We start from the raw sequence: 18,661 nt of genomic DNA on the forward strand, positions 1-18,661 counted from the left end.
GCGCGTCAGTCGGCTGCGGAGCCGTCGACGTCGACGGGGTTGTCGTCGTCGATCTCTCCGGGCTCGTCGGCGGGGCCGGGTTCGTCGAGGGGCGCGGGCTCGTCGGCAGGCTCGAGTTCGTCGTCGGCGTCCTGCTCGACTGCGGGCTCGTCGAGCTGCTCGGCGTCGTCCCCTCGGTGTCCTTCGTCCTCGATCGCTTCCTCGACCACATCAACCGTCTCCCAAGCATCCTCATCAGCGGCCTCGGCCAGCGCCGCGGTCGCGTGATCGACACGGGCCCACCACTCGTCGGCCTCGTCCTGGCGACCCAGCTCCTCGAGCGTGGCCGCGTAAGCACTGTAGAGCGCCGGGGACCAGCTGTAGGCAGTGGAGGGGTCGAGCTGTGGAATCTCCAGCTCACCGAGCGCCGCCTGTGGATTGCCGAGGTCGAGACGCGCACCGGACATCGCGATGGCGAGCTCGACCTGGACGGGGGTGTCGAGGGCGGCACGATCGACCGAACGACCGAGCTCGAGCGCACGCTCGGGCCGGCCGAGGCCGCGCTCGCAATCGACCATCATCGGCAGCTGGTCGTTCTTGCCGGCGATGCGCCGGTAGGTCCGCAGTTCACGCAGCGCCGTGGCGAAGTCGCCGAGGCGGTACGCGGTGATCGCAGCGGTCTCCCGGACCACGGCCACGCGACCGGCGCGACGCGCAGCGCTCAGCGCGTGCTGGTTCGCCGTCTCGGGGTCGACGTCCACGAGGAGCGCCGCCGAGACGAGGTGCTTCGCCACCCAGTCGGCGTTGTCCTTGCTGAGGGTCTTCAGTTCCGCGCGGGCAGCAGGGTCGAGGTCGCGCGCCTGCACGCCGTCCGGGATCTCCGGGTCGTCGTGGCGGGGCCGGATCGACTTCGTGCCGTAGGGGTCGCGGTCCTCCCAGTCGTCCCGGGCGGCCTCACCGAAACGCGCACCGGCATGACGGGAGCCGTCACCGAAGCGACGACGCTCGTCGCCACCGTCACGACGCGAACGGTCGGCGTCTCCGCGGAACGGCCGGTTGCCGTCGCGGCGCTCGGCACGACCGCCGTCGCGCGCCGCTCCATCGGAACGGTACGGACGGTCGCCGTCACGCGCAGGACGATCCGACCGGTACGACCGATCCCCATCCCGTCGAGGGCGGTCCGCGCCACCACGGTACGGACGGTCGCCATCCCGCGCAGGACGATCAGACCGGAACGGACGATCCCCATCGCGCGCAGGACGATCCGACCGGAACGGACGATCACCGTCACGACGCGGACGATCGGCGCCACCGCGGAACGGGCGATCACCATCCCGCGCCGGACGGTCAGAGCGGTACGGACGGTCACCATCACGCGCCGGACGGTCAGAACGGTACGGACGGTCACCATCACGCGCCGGACGATCCGACCGGTACGGGCGGTCACCATCACGTGCAGGACGACCCGACCGGAACGGACGGTCGCCATCACGCCGCGGACGATCGGCGCCACCGCGGAACGGGCGATCACCATCACGGGCCGGGCGATCTGACCGGAACGGACGGTCGCCATCACGCCGCGGACGATCGGCGCCACCGCGGAACGGACGAACACCGTCACGCGCCGAACGATCCGCACCGCGCGGACCGTCACCGCGGGCCGGGCGCCCGCTGTCGGGACGATCGCCGCGCCACGCGGGTCGGTCGCCACGTTGGGAACCGTCGCGGAACGGACGACCACCCTCGCGACGAGCCCCGTCACCACGACGATCACCTTCACGACGCTCGAAGTCGCGCGGCCCGGACGACCAGCGACCACCTTGGCCGCCATCACGACGCGGGCCGCGGTCTCCATCCCGACGCGGGCGGCCCGACCGGCCCTCGCCGTCTCGTCGCTGTTCGTCGTCGTTCGCCACCGTCGCTCCTCGTCTGCGCGCCCGGTCACCCGAGCTGTCGTCCGCTGTGTCGTTGTCGTTGCGTGCCGGCCTCGATCACGACACACGCCCAGTCCATCACGAACCGCGCCGCGCGTCGAGGCGAGCGACCACCACAAACAGAAATGGCCACCGGCCCCGGCCGAGCGTTGGGTTTCCCCAACTCTCGACGGAGGGCCGATGGCCACGTCTTCTTGCAAAATAAGTCCGGCGGCGTCCTACTCTCCCACAAGGTCCCCCTTGCAGTACCATCGGCGCTGAGAGGCTTAGCTTCCGGGTTCGGAATGTGACCGGGCGTTTCCCTCTCGCTATGACCACCGGAACACTCTCGACCCAATCAAGGGAAATCTCGAAAGCTGTTCCGCGGGTGCCCGTATCGAGCACAGCGCGGTGTTCAGTTTCGTGTTCCCGATCGTCTGTCGGGAACCACAAAGTGGACGCGAGCCCCACACCCGTGAAGGTGTGGGAAATCAGTGTGTTGTCAAGTCTTCGGCTTATTAGTACCGGTCAGCTCCACGGGTCGTTGGTCCCCGCTTCCACATCCGGCCTATCAACCCAGTAGTCTGCTGGGAGCCTCTCACACTCAAGGTGCATGGAAATCTCATCTCGAAGACGGCTTCCCGCTTAGATGCTTTCAGCGGTTATCCGGTCCGAACGTAGCTAATCAGCGGTGCCCTTGGCAGAACAACTGACACACCAGAGGTTCGTCCATCCCGGTCCTCTCGTACTAGGGATAGATCTTCTCAAATTTCCAACGCGCGCAGCGGATAGGGACCGAACTGTCTCACGACGTTCTAAACCCAGCTCGCGTACCGCTTTAATGGGCGAACAGCCCAACCCTTGGGACCTACTCCAGCCCCAGGATGCGACGAGCCGACATCGAGGTGCCAAACCATGCCGTCGATATGGACTCTTGGGCAAGATCAGCCTGTTATCCCCGAGGTACCTTTTATCCGTTGAGCGACAGCGCTTCCACAAGCCACTGCCGGATCACTAGTCCCGACTTTCGTCCCTGCTCGACCTGTCAGTCTCACAGTCAAGCTCCCTTGTGCACTTACACTCGCCACCTGATTGCCAACCAGGTTGAGGGAACCTTTGGGCGCCTCCGTTACTCTTTGGGAGGCAACCGCCCCAGTTAAACTACCCACCAGGCACTGTCCATGAACCCGATCAGGGTCCTACGTTAGACATCCAGAGTGACCAGAGTGGTATTTCAACAATGACTCCACGAACACTAGCGTGCCCGCTTCACAGTCTCCCACCTATCCTACACAAGCCACACCGAACACCAATACCAAGCTGTAGTAAAGGTCACGGGGTCTTTCCGTCCTGCTGCGCGTAACGAGCATCTTTACTCGTAGTGCAATTTCGCCGAGTTCGCGGTTGAGACAGCTGGGAAGTCGTTACGCCATTCGTGCAGGTCGGAACTTACCCGACAAGGAATTTCGCTACCTTAGGATGGTTATAGTTACCACCGCCGTTTACTGGGGCTTAAATTCAGAGCTTCGCCCAAAGGCTAACCCTTCCTCTTAACCTTCCAGCACCGGGCAGGCGTCAGTCCGTATACATCGTCTTGCGACTTCGCACGGACCTGTGTTTTTAGTAAACAGTCGCTTCCCACTGGTCTCTGCGGCCTTCACCGCTCACGGAGCAAGTCCGGTCACGGTTCCGGCCCCCCTTCTCCCGAAGTTACGGGGGCATTTTGCCGAGTTCCTTAACCACGATTCTCTCGATCTCCTTGGTATTCTCTACCTGACCACCTGAGTCGGTTTCGGGTACGGGCGGCTGCAACCTCGCGTCGATGCTTTTCTCGGCAGCATAGGATCACTGATTTCCCCAAAACGGGTACGCGTCGGATCTCAGGCATGCAGACGACGGATTTGCCTATCGTCAGCCCTACATCCTTACACCAGGTTCACCTTACGGATACCATCGCCTGGCTCAGCTACCTTCCTGCGTCACACCTGTTCATACGCTAGCCGCACCAGCATGGGGTCGAGCGTTAGACCGGCCCGCATCACCCCGAAGGGATCCGCTGGTCCGGGTTAGGACTCTTAGCACCACTGGATTAGCTTGGGCGGTTGTTCGCCGGTACGGGAATATCAACCCGTTGTCCATCGACTACGCCTGTCGGCCTCGCCTTAGGTCCCGACTTACCCAGGGCGGATTAACCTGGCCCTGGAACCCTTGGTCTTTCGGAGGACGGGTTTCTCACCCGTCTTTCGCTACTCATGCCTGCATTCTCACTCGTGTAGCGTCCACGGCTGGATTCCTCCGCCGCTTCACTCGCCACACGACGCTCTCCTACCACTCCGCACGACTGAACCACGAAGGCTTATCGAGTGTGCGAAATCTACAACTTCGGCGGTGTGCTTGAGCCCCGTTACATTGTCGGCGCGGAATCACTTGACCAGTGAGCTATTACGCACTCTTTCAAGGGTGGCTGCTTCTAAGCCAACCTCCTGGTTGTCTGTGCAACTCCACATCCTTTCCCACTTAGCACACGCTTAGGGGCCTTAGTTGGTAGTCTGGGTTGTTTCCCTCTCGACGATGAAGCTTATCCCCCACCGTCTCACTGCTGCGCTCTCACTCACCGGCATTCGGAGTTTGGCTGACGTCAGTAACCTGTTGAGGCCCATCGGCCATCCAGTAGCTCTACCTCCGGCGAGAAACACGCAACGCTGCACCTAAATGCATTTCGGAGAGAACCAGCTATCACGAAGTTTGATTGGCCTTTCACCCCTATCCACAGCTCATCCCCTCCATTTTCAACTGAAGTGGGTTCGGTCCTCCACGACGTCTTACCGTCGCTTCAACCTGGCCATGGATAGATCACTTCGCTTCGGGTCTAGGACATGCGACTGAACCGCCCTATTCAGACTCGCTTTCGCTACGGCTACCCCACACGGGTTAACCTCGCCACATATCACTAACTCGCAGGCTCATTCTTCAAAAGGCACGCCGTCACCCCTACAAGGAGGCTCCGACGGTTTGTAAGCAAACGGTTTCAGGTACTATTTCACTCCCCTCCCGGGGTACTTTTCACCTTTCCCTCACGGTACTTGTCCGCTATCGGTCATCTGGGAGTATTTAGGCTTATCAGGTGGTCCTGACAGATTCACACGGGATTTCTCGGGCCCCGTGCTACTTGGGATACACATCCGGCCATAACACCATTTCGTCTACGGGGCTGGCACCCACTACGGCCCGGCTTTCAAACCGGTTCGACTATGATGCGCTGTAACCGCCCCAGTCCGGCAGAACTGAGCGACGTGTCCCACAACCCCGACCATGCAACGCCCGCCGGCTATCACACATGATCGGTTTAGCCTCATCCGCTTTCGCTCGCCACTACTCACGGAATCACATGTTGTTTTCTCTTCCTGTGGGTACTGAGATGTTTCACTTCCCCACGTTCCCTCTACCCGCCCTATATATTCAGGCGGGAGTCACCAGGTCGACAAGTCGCCTGGCGGGGTTTCCCCATTCGGAAATCCTCGGCTCACAGCTCGATTATCAGCTCCCCGAGGCTTATCGCAGATTTCTACGTCCTTCTTCGGCTCCAGATGCCAAGGCATCCACCGTTTGCTCTTAGAAACTTGACCACAAAGATTAAAATTGCGATCGACTCGAACAACAACATCAGCCCGAAAGCCTCGTCATCGTCACGAGCGATCTAAGATGCTCGCGTCCACTGTGTAGTTCTCAACATACGATCGGCACCACACTCCCCGAGCAGACAACCCGCTCGCTTCATGTGGCCCACCGAAGAACCAGCAACACCCAGCCACCCCATACAGGGAACCGACTGTCACGGCTCAACCCCCACACCCACCAGCAAACACCGGATGAGGCATGGGAAGCCTGGTCCCTCAGGACCCAACAACGTGCACCAGCCACCTGCGCTTCCCACCAACCCGTTCCCGACCAGCCCCGAAGGACCAGCCGTACTAGGGTCGGCAGACGCGCCGACGACTGCACTGTCAATGTTCCACCCATGAGCTACCGGCAACCACACTCGGGTTGCATCGGCGCCTGAACCAGCCTGCGTTGAATCAACACAGTGGTCAGATGCTCCTTAGAAAGGAGGTGATCCAGCCGCACCTTCCGGTACGGCTACCTTGTTACGACTTAGTCCTAATCACCGATCCCACCTTCGACGGCTCCTTCCACAAGGGTTAGGCCACCGGCTTCGGGTGTTACCGACTTTCATGACTTGACGGGCGGTGTGTACAAGGCCCGGGAACGTATTCACCGCAGCGTTGCTGATCTGCGATTACTAGCGACTCCGACTTCATGAGGTCGAGTTGCAGACCTCAATCCGAACTGAGACCGGCTTTTTGGGATTCGCTCCACCTTACGGTATCGCAGCCCTTTGTACCGGCCATTGTAGCATGCGTGAAGCCCAAGACATAAGGGGCATGATGATTTGACGTCATCCCCACCTTCCTCCGAGTTGACCCCGGCAGTCTCCTATGAGTCCCCGCCATAACGCGCTGGCAACATAGAACGAGGGTTGCGCTCGTTGCGGGACTTAACCCAACATCTCACGACACGAGCTGACGACAACCATGCACCACCTGTACACCGACCACAAGGGGGCGACCATCTCTGGCCGTTTCCGGTGTATGTCAAGCCTTGGTAAGGTTCTTCGCGTTGCATCGAATTAATCCGCATGCTCCGCCGCTTGTGCGGGCCCCCGTCAATTCCTTTGAGTTTTAGCCTTGCGGCCGTACTCCCCAGGCGGGGCGCTTAATGCGTTAGCTACGACACAGAAACCGTGGAAAGGTCCCTACATCTAGCGCCCAACGTTTACGGCGTGGACTACCAGGGTATCTAATCCTGTTCGCTCCCCACGCTTTCGCTCCTCAGCGTCAGTTACGGCCCAGAGATCTGCCTTCGCCATCGGTGTTCCTCCTGATATCTGCGCATTCCACCGCTACACCAGGAATTCCAATCTCCCCTACCGCACTCTAGTCTGCCCGTACCCACTGCAAGCCCGAGGTTGAGCCTCGGGATTTCACAGCAGACGCGACAAACCGCCTACGAGCTCTTTACGCCCAATAATTCCGGACAACGCTTGCACCCTACGTATTACCGCGGCTGCTGGCACGTAGTTAGCCGGTGCTTTTTCTGCAGGTACCGTCACTTTCGCTTCTTCCCTACTAAAAGAGGTTTACAACCCGAAGGCCGTCATCCCTCACGCGGCGTTGCTGCATCAGGCTTTCGCCCATTGTGCAATATTCCCCACTGCTGCCTCCCGTAGGAGTCTGGGCCGTGTCTCAGTCCCAGTGTGGCCGGTCACCCTCTCAGGCCGGCTACCCGTCGTCGCCTTGGTGAGCCATTACCTCACCAACAAGCTGATAGGCCGCGAGTCCATCCCCAACCAAAAAATCTTTCCACCACCAGGCCATGCGACCAGTAGTCATATCCAGTATTAGACGTCGTTTCCAACGCTTATCCCAGAGTCAGGGGCAGGTTACTCACGTGTTACTCACCCGTTCGCCACTAATCCACCCAGCAAGCTGGGCTTCATCGTTCGACTTGCATGTGTTAAGCACGCCGCCAGCGTTCGTCCTGAGCCAGGATCAAACTCTCCGTAAAAAAATTACCAACCATGCTCCGAAGAACACAGCCGAGTTGATCTTGACTGTTGACTGTCTACTGACAATCTTCAATCCAAAAGGAATTGTCTCCGACGATCACAGCCGAAGCTGATCACGCACGGGGTCAATAAATTGGCATTGACAATGTGCACGCTGTTGAGTTCTCAAGGACCAGACGCACTCCCCACTCCACCCCGAACACGAGGCTTCGCCAGAGAGGCTTTCGATCTTGGTTTGACCACCGGTGTGTCGTCGGACCAGGAGGTCCAGTGGCTCATCCCTGTCGGGAGAGAACCGGTGGAGTAGTCATCCTAGGCGTCGAAGCAATCCAGCGCAAGGCCGATTCTGAACTTCAGTGGAGGATGGTCCCGCTTGAGGCCGGCAGGCTCTGGGCTTTCGCTCCAGCCGCTCCGCCGCACCTTTGGGGTGACGAGTAAGAACTCTACGTGCGGACCGGCGGGAGCGCCAACCGGTCGCACCTCCCGGGCGTGTCGCGTTCTGCAACACCGGCCCGGAACGCAGCGACGCCCGGCTCCCACGAGGGGGAACCGGGCGTCGGGTGTCGGCGTCGATCAGGCGATCGTCACGCCGGCGAGGGTCTTCTTGCCGCGTCGGAGCACGACCACTCCCCCGGGCAGCGCGAGGTCTGCCAGGCGCGCGGAGGCGTCCTCGGCCCGGGCGTTGTTCACGTACACGCCGCCCTGGTCGATCGCACGGCGGGCCTCTCCGAGGGACTTGACGAGCTCGGTCTCGACGAGGGCCTTCGCCACGTCGGCATCCCCGGGCAGCGTGGTCGACCCCGGGAGCTCGGCGATCGCGGACCGGAGGGTGTGCTCGTCGAGCGAGCCGAGGTCTCCGTTGCCGAACAGCGCTGCGGCCGCGTCGATCGAAGCCTGCGTCGCCTCGACCCCGTGGACCACCGCGGTGACCTCGAAGGCCAGGGCGCGCTGGGCCTCCCTGCGGAACGGTTCGTCGGCGACGGCCTGCTCGAGCCGCTCGATCTCCGCCCGCGACAGGAACGTGAACTGGCGCAGCCGTTCGACGACGTCGGCGTCCGAGGTGTTGAGCCAGAACTGGTAGAACGCGTACGGCGAGGTCATCTCCGGGTCGAGCCAGATCGCGTTGCCCTCGCTCTTGCCGAACTTCGTGCCGTCGGAGTTCACGATCAGGGGCGTCCCGAGCGCGTGGACCGTGGCCCCCTCGGTGCGTCGGATCAACTCCGTCCCCGAGGTCAGGTTGCCCCACTGGTCGGACCCACCGGTCTGCAGCGTGCACCCGTACTGCAGGAACAGCTCGCGGTAGTCGAGCCCCTGGAGGATCTGGTAGCTGAACTCGGTGTAGCTGATCCCGGCGTCGGAGTTCAGCCGCGCCGCGACGGCGTCCTTCTTGAGCATCGAGTTCACGCGGAAGTACTTGCCGATGTCGCGCAGGAAGTCGATGGCGGAGAGCGGCGCGGTCCAGTCGAGGTTGTTCACCAGGCGGACGCCGTTGTCACCGTCCGGACTCAGGAAGCGTGACACCTGTGCGCGCAGGCGCTCGACCCAGTCGGCGACGGTCTCCGGGGTGTTCAGCGTGCGCTCCGCGGTCGGGCGCGGATCGCCGATCAGACCGGTCGACCCGCCCACCAGCGCCAACGGCTTGTGCCCGGCGAGCTGGATCCGCCGAAGGGTCAGCAGCTGCAGCAGGTTGCCGCAGTGCAGTGACGGTGCGGTCGGGTCGAAGCCGCAGTAGTACGTGATCGGCTCGCCGTCGAGGGCCTCCTTGAGTGCCGTCTCGTCGGTCGAGACGTGCACCAGACCACGCCAGCGCAGTTCGTCCCACACCGAGGCGAAGGTGGGGTCGTTCTGCTGGCGCGTCAGGACATCGAGCGCGGTATCACTGGACACCCGGCAATCGTAGCGGCCGGGAGGCGCGGGCCGGGTCCGCTAGTCGATGGCACCCTTGTGCCGTCGGTACGTCGAGACCGTCGGGTCAGCCGTCAGCCAGAACCGCCAGGGGAAGCGCGCGCCGCCGGCGACGCCACCGACGCCGGTGCGCGGTCCCCGCGAGATGCGGGGCACGCCTGCGGCGTCCGTCTCCGCGAGGAGGTCGTCGACGACCGCAGCCGGCGGGGCGGCGGCGAGCCGCGCCTCCAGGCCGGGTGCCAGGGTGAGCACGAACGGTCCCGATCCGTCGAGGAGCGACGTGCCGTCGTCCGTGCCGAGCACGGCGCCGAGCGCGACGCCGAGGTTGCCCGGTCCGCGGGCGAGCGCGACGTCGGCGGGTCGTGCGCCGCGGCGCTCACGGGCCACGGCCGTGCCCGCCACGACCTCGCCGCCGCGGAGGAGCGTCCCGGCCGACGTGCCCTCGGCGCCGCTGACCACGTTGACGCACGTGTGGATGCCGTACGAGCGGTAGGCGTAGAGCGTGCCCGGTGGACCGAAGAGGTGGCGGTTGCGCTGGGTCATCCCGCGGTGGCCGTGCGAGCCCGGGTCCGTCGGGCCGTGGTAGGCCTCGACCTCGGTGATGCGGATCGCGACGCCACGTCCGGCGATCGTCGCGCCGAGCAGGGCCGGGGCTGACGTCGGAGCGGGCTCGGCGAGCAACGCCCGCAGCACATCGGTCATCGGGTGAAGGGCACGCCCTCCGCCAGCTCGCGGACGCGCTGGGTCAGGGACGTGAGCTGCTCCGCGACCCGGGCCGGTGCGGTACCGCCGGCCCCGGCACGGGACGCGACACTGCCGCCGATCGTGAGGACCGAGCGGACCTCGGGCGTGAGGTGCTCCGAGACGGCGAGGTACTCCTCGTCGGTCGGGTCGTCGAGCTCCGTGCCGCGTTCCTCGCAGTACCGGACGAGGGCGCCGGAGACCTCGTGGGCGTCACGGAAGGGCACGCCCTGGCGGACGAGCCACTCGGCCACGTCGGTCGCGAGCGAGAACCCCTGCGGTGCGAGCGCGGCCATCCGGTCGGTGTCGAACGTCAGCGTCGCGATCATGCCCGTGAACGCCGGGAGCAGGACCTCGAGTTGCTCGACCGAGTCGAACACGGGTTCCTTGTCCTCCTGCAGGTCGCGGTTGTACGCGAGCGGCAGGCCCTTGAACGTCGCGAGCAGGCCCGAGAGGTTGCCGAGGAGGCGGCCGGACTTGCCGCGAGCGAGCTCGGCGATGTCCGGGTTCTTCTTCTGCGGCATGATGCTCGACCCGGTCGAGAACGCGTCGTGGAGCCGGACGAAGCCGAACTCCTTCGTGTTCCAGAGGATGATCTCTTCGGCCAGGCGCGAGACATCGATGCCGATCTGCGCGAGGACGAACGCGAACTCTGCCACCACGTCACGGCCGGCGGTCGCGTCGATCGAGTTCTCGGCGGGCCGGGCGAAGCCGAGCTCGTGGGCGATCGCCGTCGGGTCGAGTCCGAGCGAGCTGCCCGCGAGGGCTCCGGCTCCGTACGGGCTCACGCTCGCACGGGCCGACCAGTCGCGCAGGCGCTCGAGGTCGCGCACGAGCGGCCAGGCGTGGGCGAGCAGGTGGTGTGCGAGGAGGACCGGCTGCGCGTGCTGCAGGTGCGTGCGACCGGGCATGATCGCGCCGGGGTGCTCGTTCGCCTGTTGGCTGAGCGCGTCCACGAGGTCGATGACGAGGTGGCCGATGCGGCGACCGTGGTCGAGCATGTGCATGCGGCCGAGCGTGGCGATCTGGTCGTTGCGGCTCCGGCCGGCGCGGAGCTTCCCGCCGAGTTCCGGGCCGAGGTCGGCGATGAGCAGGCGTTCGAGCGCGCCGTGGACGTCCTCGTCGGATTCGTCGGGCTGCAGCTCGCCGGTCGCGTGGGCGTCGGCGAGGCGGTCGAGGCCGGCGAGCATGCGCTCCAGCTCGTCCTCGGTCAGGTACCCCGCAGCGTGCAGCGCCCGTGCGTGGGCGCGCGAGCCGGCGATGTCGTACGGCGCGAGCTGCCAGTCGAAGTGCGTCGACTTCGACAGTGCGGCGAGCTCGGCGCTCGGGCCGTCCGCGAAGCGGCCGCCCCAGAGGGCGCCGGTGTTGGTGGCGTCGGTCTTGGCGTGCGGGGCTGCGTCGGTCATGTCGTCCTGCTGGTCGTGGCGGGTGGTGCGGGGCCCCCGTCGGTCGGACGCGGGCGGCGGGGCGGAGTCGGGTCGTGCCTCCAGGCCGGTGGTGGGGCGGGACCGGCCGGCGGTGGTGGGGCGGGGCCGGCCGGTGGTGGGACGGGACCGGCGTGTCCCGTCCCACCGGGGTGCTCTAGTTGGCGGCGTCGCGCCGGGCCGAGATCTTCGACGGCAGCGACCACAGCTCGATGAAGCCCTTCGAGAGCGACTGGTCGAACGTGTCGCCGGTGTCGTAGGTCGCGAGGTCGAAGTCGTAGAGGCTCTGCTCCGACTTCCGGCCCGTGACCGTCGCACGGCCGCCGTGCAGCTGCAGGCGGATGTCGCCGGACACGTGCTGCTGGGTGTGGTCGATGAACGCGTCGAGGCTGCGCTTCAGGCCGCCGAACCACAGGCCGTCGTAGACCAGGTCGGCCCACTCCGACTCGATGCCGCGCTTGTAGCGGTTCACGTCGCGCTCGAGGGTCAGGCTCTCGAGCTCCTCGTGCGCGGCGATGAGCGCCATCGCGGCCGGAGCCTCGTACACCTCGCGCGACTTGATGCCGACCAGGCGGTCCTCGACGACGTCGATGCGGCCGACGCCGTGCTTGCCGGCGAGGGCGTTGAGCTCCTGCACGATCCGGAGGACGCTGAAGCGCTGGCCGTCGATCGCGACCGGGACGCCCTGCTCGAAGGTGATCGTGACCTCGTCGGCGTCGCGCGGGACCGACGGGTCCTGCGTGTACGAGTAGAGGTCCTCGATCGGCGCGTTCCACGGGTCCTCGAGGAAGCCGGTCTCGACCGCGCGGCCCCAGACGTTCTGGTCGACCGAGTAGGGCGACTTCTTCGACTGCTCGATCGGCAGGTTGTGCTCGTTCGCGTAGACGATCGCCTTGTCGCGGGTGAGCGCGAGGTCGCGGACGGGGGCGACGCTCGTGAGGTCGGGGGCGATGGCGGCGACGGCGGCCTCGAAGCGGACCTGGTCGTTGCCCTTGCCGGTGCAGCCGTGCGCGACGCTGTCGGCTCCGAGCTGCTTCGCGGTGAGGGCGAGGTGCTTCGCGATGAGCGGGCGGCTCAGCGCGGACACCAGCGGGTAGCGCTTCTGGTACAGCGCGTTCGCCTTGAGGGCGGGCACCAGGTAGTCGTCGGCGAACTCGTCCTTCGCGTCCACGACGACCGACTCCACCGCGCCGCAGTCGAGCGCGCGCTGACGGATGGCGTCCATGTCCTCGCCGCCCTGGCCGACGTCGACCGCCAGTGCGACGACGTCCTTGCCGGTGGCGTCCTTGAGCCAGCCGATGCCGACGGAGGTGTCGAGGCCTCCGGAGTACGCCAGTACGACGCGGTCTGCCATGTGGTTTCTCCTTGGGTGGGGGTGTCAGTTGGTGGGGCTCGCGGCCGCTTCGGCCGTGTTCGCGGCCGCTTCGGCCGTGTTCGCGGCCGCTCCGGCCGTGTTCGCGGCCGCTCCGGCGGAGTTCGCGGCCAGGAGCCAGGCGAGGAGGGCCTTCTGGGCGTGGAGACGGTTCTCCGCCTCGTCCCAGATGATGCTGCGCGGACCGTCGATGACCTCGGCCGTGACCTCGAAGCCACGGTCGGCGGGCAGACAGTGCATGAAGACGGCATCGTCGACGGCGTGCGCCATCAGCGCGTCGTCCACGCGGTAGCCGGCGAAGGTGTCGAGCCGCGCCTGCTTCTCGTCCTCCTTGCCCATCGAGACCCAGGTGTCGGTGACGACGACGTCCGCGCCGGCGACGGCAGCGACCGGGTCGGTGACGACGAGGACCGAACCGCCCGTGACGGCAGCGCGCTGCTCGGCGTCCGAGACGACCGACGCTGCGGGTGCGAAGGACTCCGGCGCGGCCACGCGGACGTGCATGCCCGCGGTCGCTCCGGCCAGCAGGTACGACTGGGCCATGTTGCTCGCGCCGTCCCCGACGAACGCCACGGTCTGACCCGCGAGCGTCCCACGGTGCTCACGGATGGTGAGGAGGTCGGCGAGGAGCTGGCACGGGTGGAAGTCGTCGGACAGCGCGTTCACCACGGGCACCCGGGTGCCCGCAGCCATCTCCTCGAGACCGGACTGGGCGTAGGTGCGCCACACGATCGCGGACACCATGCGCTCGAGCACGCGCGCCGTGTCAGACGGGGTCTCCTTGCCGCCGAGCTGGCTGTTCGCCGTCGTGATGACGAGCGGGCTGCCGCCGAGGTCGGAGATACCGACGTGGAACGAGACCCGGGTCCGGGTGGAGGACTTGTCGAAGATGACCGCGACGGACTGCGGCCCGGCGAGGGGCTTCGCGGCCCAGCGGTCGGCCTTCATCTGCGCCGCGAGGTCGAGGATCGCGGACTGCTCGGCCTGGCTCAGGTCGTCGTCGCGGAGGAAGTGGCGGGTCATGCGGACGGCTCCTGGGTGCTGGCGACGGCCGCCAGGCTCTCGGCGAGGATCGACACGAACTCGTCGATCTCGGTGTCGGACACCACGAGCGGGGGCGCGATGCGCAGGCTCGACTCGTTCGGTGCGTTGATGATGAGGCCCCGCTCGAGCGCGGCCTGGTTGACGGCGGGACCGACCGGCGCGGTCAGGCCGACGCCGATGAGCAGGCCGGTGCCGCGCACCTCCTGCACGAGCGGCGAGTCGATGGAGGCGATGCCCGCACGGATCCGCTCGCCCTTCGTCACGGCTCCGGCGACGAGGTCGGCGCGCTCGATCTCCTCGAGGACGGCGTTCGCGACACGGGTGCCGAGCGGGTTGCCACCGAACGTCGACCCGTGCTGGCCGGCCGAGAACAGGTCGGACGCCCAGCCGAACGTGACGAGGGCACCGATCGGGAAGCCGCCGGCGATGCCCTTCGCGATGGTGATCGCGTCCGGGGTGAAGCCGTGCCCCTGGTAGGTGAACCAGTTGCCCGTGCGGCCGACCCCGGTCTGGATCTCGTCGAGGATGAGCAGCGCGCCGTGCTCCTCGGTCAGGCGACGTGCGGCGAGCAGGAAGCCCTCGGGCAGGTCCACCACCCCGGCCTCGCCCTTGATCGGCTCGAGGATGAGCGCCGCGACGTGGTCGTCGAACGCGGACTCGAGCGCCTCGACCGTGGAGTCGACGTGCTCGACGCCGGGGACCATCGGCAGGAAGTCCTCCTGCAGCGCGGGCTTGCCGGTGAGCGCGAGCGCGCCCATGGTCCGGCCGTGGAACCCCTGTTTCAGCGCGAGGATCCGGGTCTTGCTCCCGTCGGCGCCCTTGTTCAGGCGAGCGAGCTTGAACGCGGCCTCGTTCGCCTCCGCGCCGGAGTTGCCGAAGTACACGCGACCGGCGTCACCGGCACCCGTGATGCGCTTCAGGCGTTCGGCGAGCTCCAGCTGCGGCGGCGTCGCGAAGTAGTTGGAGACGTGCACGAGCTTCGCCGCCTGGTCGGCGACGGCCTCCACGAGCGCAGGGTGCGCGTGCCCGAGCGAGTTCACGGCGATGCCGGCGAGGAAGTCGAGGTACTCGTTGCCGTCGACGTCCCACACCCGGCAGCCCTGACCACGCTCGAGCATGATCTTCGGCGGGGTCAGGGATCGCATGAGCGACGCCCCGAACCGGTCGTTCCAGGTCTGGGTCTGCGTCTCGGTGCTCACTGCTCGTGCCCCTTCTCGGTCGTGGCTTCGTGCTTGCCCGCGGTGCGGTCCGCGGCGCTGGACGTTGTGGTGCCGTCGTCCGTCGCGCTCGACGACGCGGACGCCGCGACCCGGCGCCCGATCTCGGCGTGGGTCATCTGGTTCTCGGTGCGTCGACTCGGATCCGGGATGACCTCGGTGCCGGCGCCGCGGAGGGTGAAGACCTCGAGCAGGATCGAGTGCGGGATCCGACCGTCGATGATGGTCGCGCCGCCGACGCCGCCGACCACGGCGTCGAGGCACGCGGTCATCTTCGGGATCATCCCCGACTCGAGCGACGGCAGGAGCTCGCGGAGCTCCTCGACCGCGATGAGGTCGACGATGGAGTCGCGATCGGGCCAGTTCCGGTACAGGCCCGGGACGTCGGTCAGCATCATCAGCTTCGCGGCCTTGAGTGCGATCGCGAGCGCACCGGCGGCGGCGTCGGCGTTCACGTTCAGGGCTTGGTCCGGGTGGGCGTCGTCGATCGCGATGCTCGAGACGACCGGGATCCGGCCGGCCTCGATCGCGGCGAGCACGCCGGACGGATCGACGTGCGTGATGTCGCCCACGTGGCCGAGGTCGAAGTGCTCGCCGTCGACGACGACGCCCTTCTTCTCGCCGGTGAAGAGCGAACCGCCGTCGCCGAAGACGCCGACCGCGAGCCCGTCGCCGTGCTCGTTCACCAGCTCGACGATCTCGCGGTTGACCTCGCCGGCCAGGACGTCGCGGACGACCGTGATCGCCTCGGTCGTGGTGACGCGGTACCCGCCCCGGAACTCGGACTCGATGCCCTGCTCCTTGAGCGCAGCCGAGATCTGCGGCCCACCGCCGTGCACGACGACCGGGTGCAGCCCCGCGTAGCGCAGGTACACCATGTCCTCCGCGAAGGCCCGCTTGAGGTCCTCGTTGATCATCGCGTTGCCGCCGAACTTGACGACGACGACCTTGCCCGAGAACCGCTTCAGCCAGGGCAGGGACTCGATGAGCGTCGCGGCCTTGACGGCGGCGAGCTCGTGCTCTTCTTCCTTGGTGAGGTCGTGGTCGCTCATCAGCTGGAGTACGCGCTGTTCTCGTGGACGTAGTCGTGCGTCAGGTCGTTCGTCAGGATCGTCGCCGCGTGCGGCCCCACCCCGAGGTCGATGAGCACGTGGGTCTCGCGACCGGTCAGGTCGACGGTGTCGCTCGGCTCGTCGGGCGCGCCCGCGTGGCACACCCGGACGCCGTTCATGCTGACGTCGACCGCGTACGGGTCGAAGTCGGCGTCGGTGGTGCCGATCGCCGCCAGCACCCTGCCCCAGTTGGGGTCGTTGCCGAACACGGCCGCCTTGAAGAGGTTGTTCCGTGCGACGCTCCGGCCGACGGTCACGGCGTCGTCCTCGCTCGCGGCACCGACGACCTCGATGGCGATGTCGTGGCTCGCGCCCTCGGCGTCCTGCTGCAGCTGCTTGGCGAGGTCGGCACAGACCGCGGTCAGGGCTTCCTGGAAGTCGCCGACCTCCGGCGTCGTCCCGCTCGCACCCGACGACATCAGGACGACCGTGTCGTTCGTCGACATGCAGCCGTCGGAGTCGACACGGTCGAACGTCACGCGGGTGGCCGCGCGGAGTGCCTGGTCGAGCTCGTCGGAGGACAGCAGTGCGTCGGTCGTGATCACGACGAGCATCGTCGCGAGGCCCGGTGCGAGCATGCCCGCGCCCTTCGCCATGCCGCCGACCGTCCAGCCGTCCTCGGTCACGACGGACTGCTTCGGCTTCGTGTCGGTCGTCATGATCGCCGTGGCGGCGTCGGCGCCGCCGTCGGCGGACAGGGCGTCCGTCGCGAGGTCGACGCCCTTCAGCACGTTGTCGCGGAAGGTCTGGTCGCCGACGCCGATGAGGCCCGTCGAGCACACGACGACGTCGCCGGCCCCGATCCCGAGCGCGGCGGCGACGGCCTCCGCCGTCATGTGCGTGGTCTGGAACCCGAAGGGACCCGTGAAGCAGTTCGCACCCCCCGAGTTCAGGACCACTGCGCGGGCGGTGCCGTCACCCACGGCCTGGCGGGACCAGATCACGGGGTGCGCCTGTGCACGGTTGCTCGTGAAGACCGCGGCGACCGCTGCCTCCGGTCCGTCGTTGACGACGAGCGCCACGTCCGGCTTGCCGCTCGCCTTGAGTCCGGCGGTCACGCCCGCGGCGCGGAACCCCGCCGCTGCGGTCACCCCCTTGCCGGTCACCCCTGATCGGAGGCCCCGCTCGGCTCCGGCAGGCTGGCTCGTCCCGGGCTGGTTCGTCTCGGTCACGGGGCGACTCCGTCCACGCTGAGGCCGAGGGTCTCGGGGAAACCCAGGGCGATGTTGGTGGACTGGACCGCAGCCCCGGCGGTGCCCTTCACGAGGTTGTCGAGCGCGCTCACGGCCACCACGCGGCCGGCGGCTTCGTCGACGGCGATGCCGACCAGGCACGTGTTCGCCCCGATCGTGTCGGCGACGCGCGGGAACTCGCCCTCGGGCAGGAGGTGCACGAAGGGCTCGTCCGCGTAGGCCTGCTCCCATGCCAGCCGGACGTCGCGGGCGCTCACCCCTGGTGCGAGCTTCGCGGTCGTGGTCGCGAGGATCCCGCGCGACATCGGGACGAGCACCGGCGTGAACGAGATCGTGACGTCCGCGGCGCCGGCGACCTGGAGGTTCTGCTGGATCTCCGGGATGTGCCGGTGCTTGCCGCCGACCTGGTAGGCGCTCGCGGACCCCATGATCTCGGAGGCGAGGTACGTCGTCGCGAGCTTCTTGCCGGCCCCGCTCGGCCCGACCGCGAGCACCGCGACGATGTCGTCCGCCTCGACGAGCCCGGCCTGGATGCCCGGCTGGATGCCGAGCGTGACGGCGGTGACGTTGCACCCCGGCACCGCGATCCGCTTCGTGCCGGCCAGCTCGGACCGCTGCCGACCCTGGGAGGCGATGTCCTCCTCGTCGCGCCACTCCTCCGCGGAGCCCGGCGCGGGCGCGGCGTGCAGGAGTTCCGGGAGCCCGTAGGTCCATGCTCCGAACCAGTCGCCCCCGTAGAAGGACTCCCACGCCGCCGGGTCCGTCAGCCGGTGGTCCGCCCCGCAGTCGACCACGAGGGTGTCGTCGTCGAGCTCGGCGGTGATCGCCCCGGACTGCCCGTGCGGGAGGGCGAGGAACACCACGTCGTGTCCGCGGAGGTTCTCTGCCGTCGTCTCCACGAGGGTCAGGTGCGCCAACGACCGGAGGTGCGGCTGCGTGGCGATGAGCGGTTGTCCGGCGTTCGAGAACGCCGTCACCGTCCTGACCTCGAACTCGGGGTGGGCGGAGAGCACGCGCAGGAGCTCACCGCCCGCGTAGCCGGAGGCTCCCGCCACGGCGACGGATACGGACATGGGATTCCACCTTTGGGTCGGACTGGTCGTCGAGAGAGTCGGAGGCGGCGGCCCCGGGCGGT

Annotated in this window: 11 protein-coding genes and 3 rRNA genes; all 14 read right to left on the bottom strand. The window is 66.7% G+C overall.

From position 1 onward, the window contains the following. Positions 1-5: 5 nt before the first annotated feature. Entirely contained in the window at positions 6-845 is an 840-nt protein-coding gene (locus ABC270_RS16875; protein ID WP_412881877.1) for a tetratricopeptide repeat protein, read from the bottom strand. Further along, complete coding sequence (locus ABC270_RS16880; RefSeq protein ID WP_412881878.1) at positions 803-1,924, bottom strand: hypothetical protein; 1,122 nt, start codon at positions 1,922-1,924, stop codon at positions 803-805. Before ABC270_RS16880 ends, ABC270_RS16875 begins: the two co-directional genes overlap by 43 nt. 194 nt (positions 1,925-2,118) lie before the next feature. After that, a 5S ribosomal RNA gene (gene rrf / locus ABC270_RS16885) occupies positions 2,119-2,235 on the bottom strand. 155 nt (positions 2,236-2,390) lie between these two features. Then, positions 2,391-5,518 (bottom strand): 23S ribosomal RNA (locus ABC270_RS16890). Between the two features lie 477 nt (positions 5,519-5,995). Then, positions 5,996-7,517 (bottom strand): 16S ribosomal RNA (locus ABC270_RS16895). The 16S, 23S and 5S rRNA genes sit together here, the layout of an rRNA operon. 574 nt (positions 7,518-8,091) lie before the next feature. Further along, positions 8,092-9,405: a tyrosine--tRNA ligase gene (gene tyrS / locus ABC270_RS16900; protein WP_412881879.1), complete on the bottom strand. Its 1,314-nt coding sequence runs from the start codon at positions 9,403-9,405 to the stop codon at positions 8,092-8,094. A gap of 39 nt (positions 9,406-9,444) precedes the next feature. Further along, entirely contained in the window at positions 9,445-10,125 is a 681-nt protein-coding gene (locus tag ABC270_RS16905) for a DNA-3-methyladenine glycosylase (protein ID WP_412881880.1), read from the bottom strand. Beyond that, entirely contained in the window at positions 10,122-11,570 is a 1,449-nt protein-coding gene (argH, locus tag ABC270_RS16910; protein ID WP_412881881.1) for an argininosuccinate lyase, read from the bottom strand. The genes ABC270_RS16905 and argH overlap by 4 nt, the downstream gene beginning before the upstream one ends. Positions 11,571-11,745: 175 nt before the next feature. Further along, the gene (locus ABC270_RS16915) at positions 11,746-12,942 is read right to left on the bottom strand and encodes an argininosuccinate synthase (RefSeq protein ID WP_058726105.1); all 1,197 of its coding nucleotides are present in this window, start codon (positions 12,940-12,942) and stop codon (positions 11,746-11,748) included. 24 nt (positions 12,943-12,966) lie between these two features. Continuing rightward, positions 12,967-13,983 (bottom strand): ornithine carbamoyltransferase, encoded by a 1,017-nt coding sequence (argF, locus tag ABC270_RS16920; RefSeq protein ID WP_412881882.1) that lies wholly within the window; start codon positions 13,981-13,983, stop codon positions 12,967-12,969. Then, positions 13,980-15,203 (bottom strand): acetylornithine transaminase, encoded by a 1,224-nt coding sequence (locus ABC270_RS16925; protein WP_459562656.1) that lies wholly within the window; start codon positions 15,201-15,203, stop codon positions 13,980-13,982. The genes argF and ABC270_RS16925 overlap by 4 nt, the downstream gene beginning before the upstream one ends. Continuing rightward, the gene (gene argB / locus ABC270_RS16930; RefSeq protein WP_412881883.1) at positions 15,200-16,273 is read right to left on the bottom strand and encodes an acetylglutamate kinase; all 1,074 of its coding nucleotides are present in this window, start codon (positions 16,271-16,273) and stop codon (positions 15,200-15,202) included. The genes ABC270_RS16925 and argB overlap by 4 nt, the downstream gene beginning before the upstream one ends. After that, positions 16,273-17,439 (bottom strand): bifunctional glutamate N-acetyltransferase/amino-acid acetyltransferase ArgJ, encoded by a 1,167-nt coding sequence (argJ, locus tag ABC270_RS16935; RefSeq protein WP_412882114.1) that lies wholly within the window; start codon positions 17,437-17,439, stop codon positions 16,273-16,275. The genes argB and argJ overlap by 1 nt, the downstream gene beginning before the upstream one ends. A 62-nt stretch (positions 17,440-17,501) precedes the next feature. After that, positions 17,502-18,599, bottom strand: coding sequence for an N-acetyl-gamma-glutamyl-phosphate reductase (locus tag ABC270_RS16940; RefSeq protein ID WP_412881884.1), 1,098 nt, complete (start codon positions 18,597-18,599; stop codon positions 17,502-17,504). Positions 18,600-18,661 lie beyond the last annotated feature (62 nt).

Source organism: Curtobacterium phoenicis, assembly GCF_047238015.1.
In the GTDB taxonomy this organism is placed as follows: domain Bacteria; phylum Actinomycetota; class Actinomycetes; order Actinomycetales; family Microbacteriaceae; genus Curtobacterium.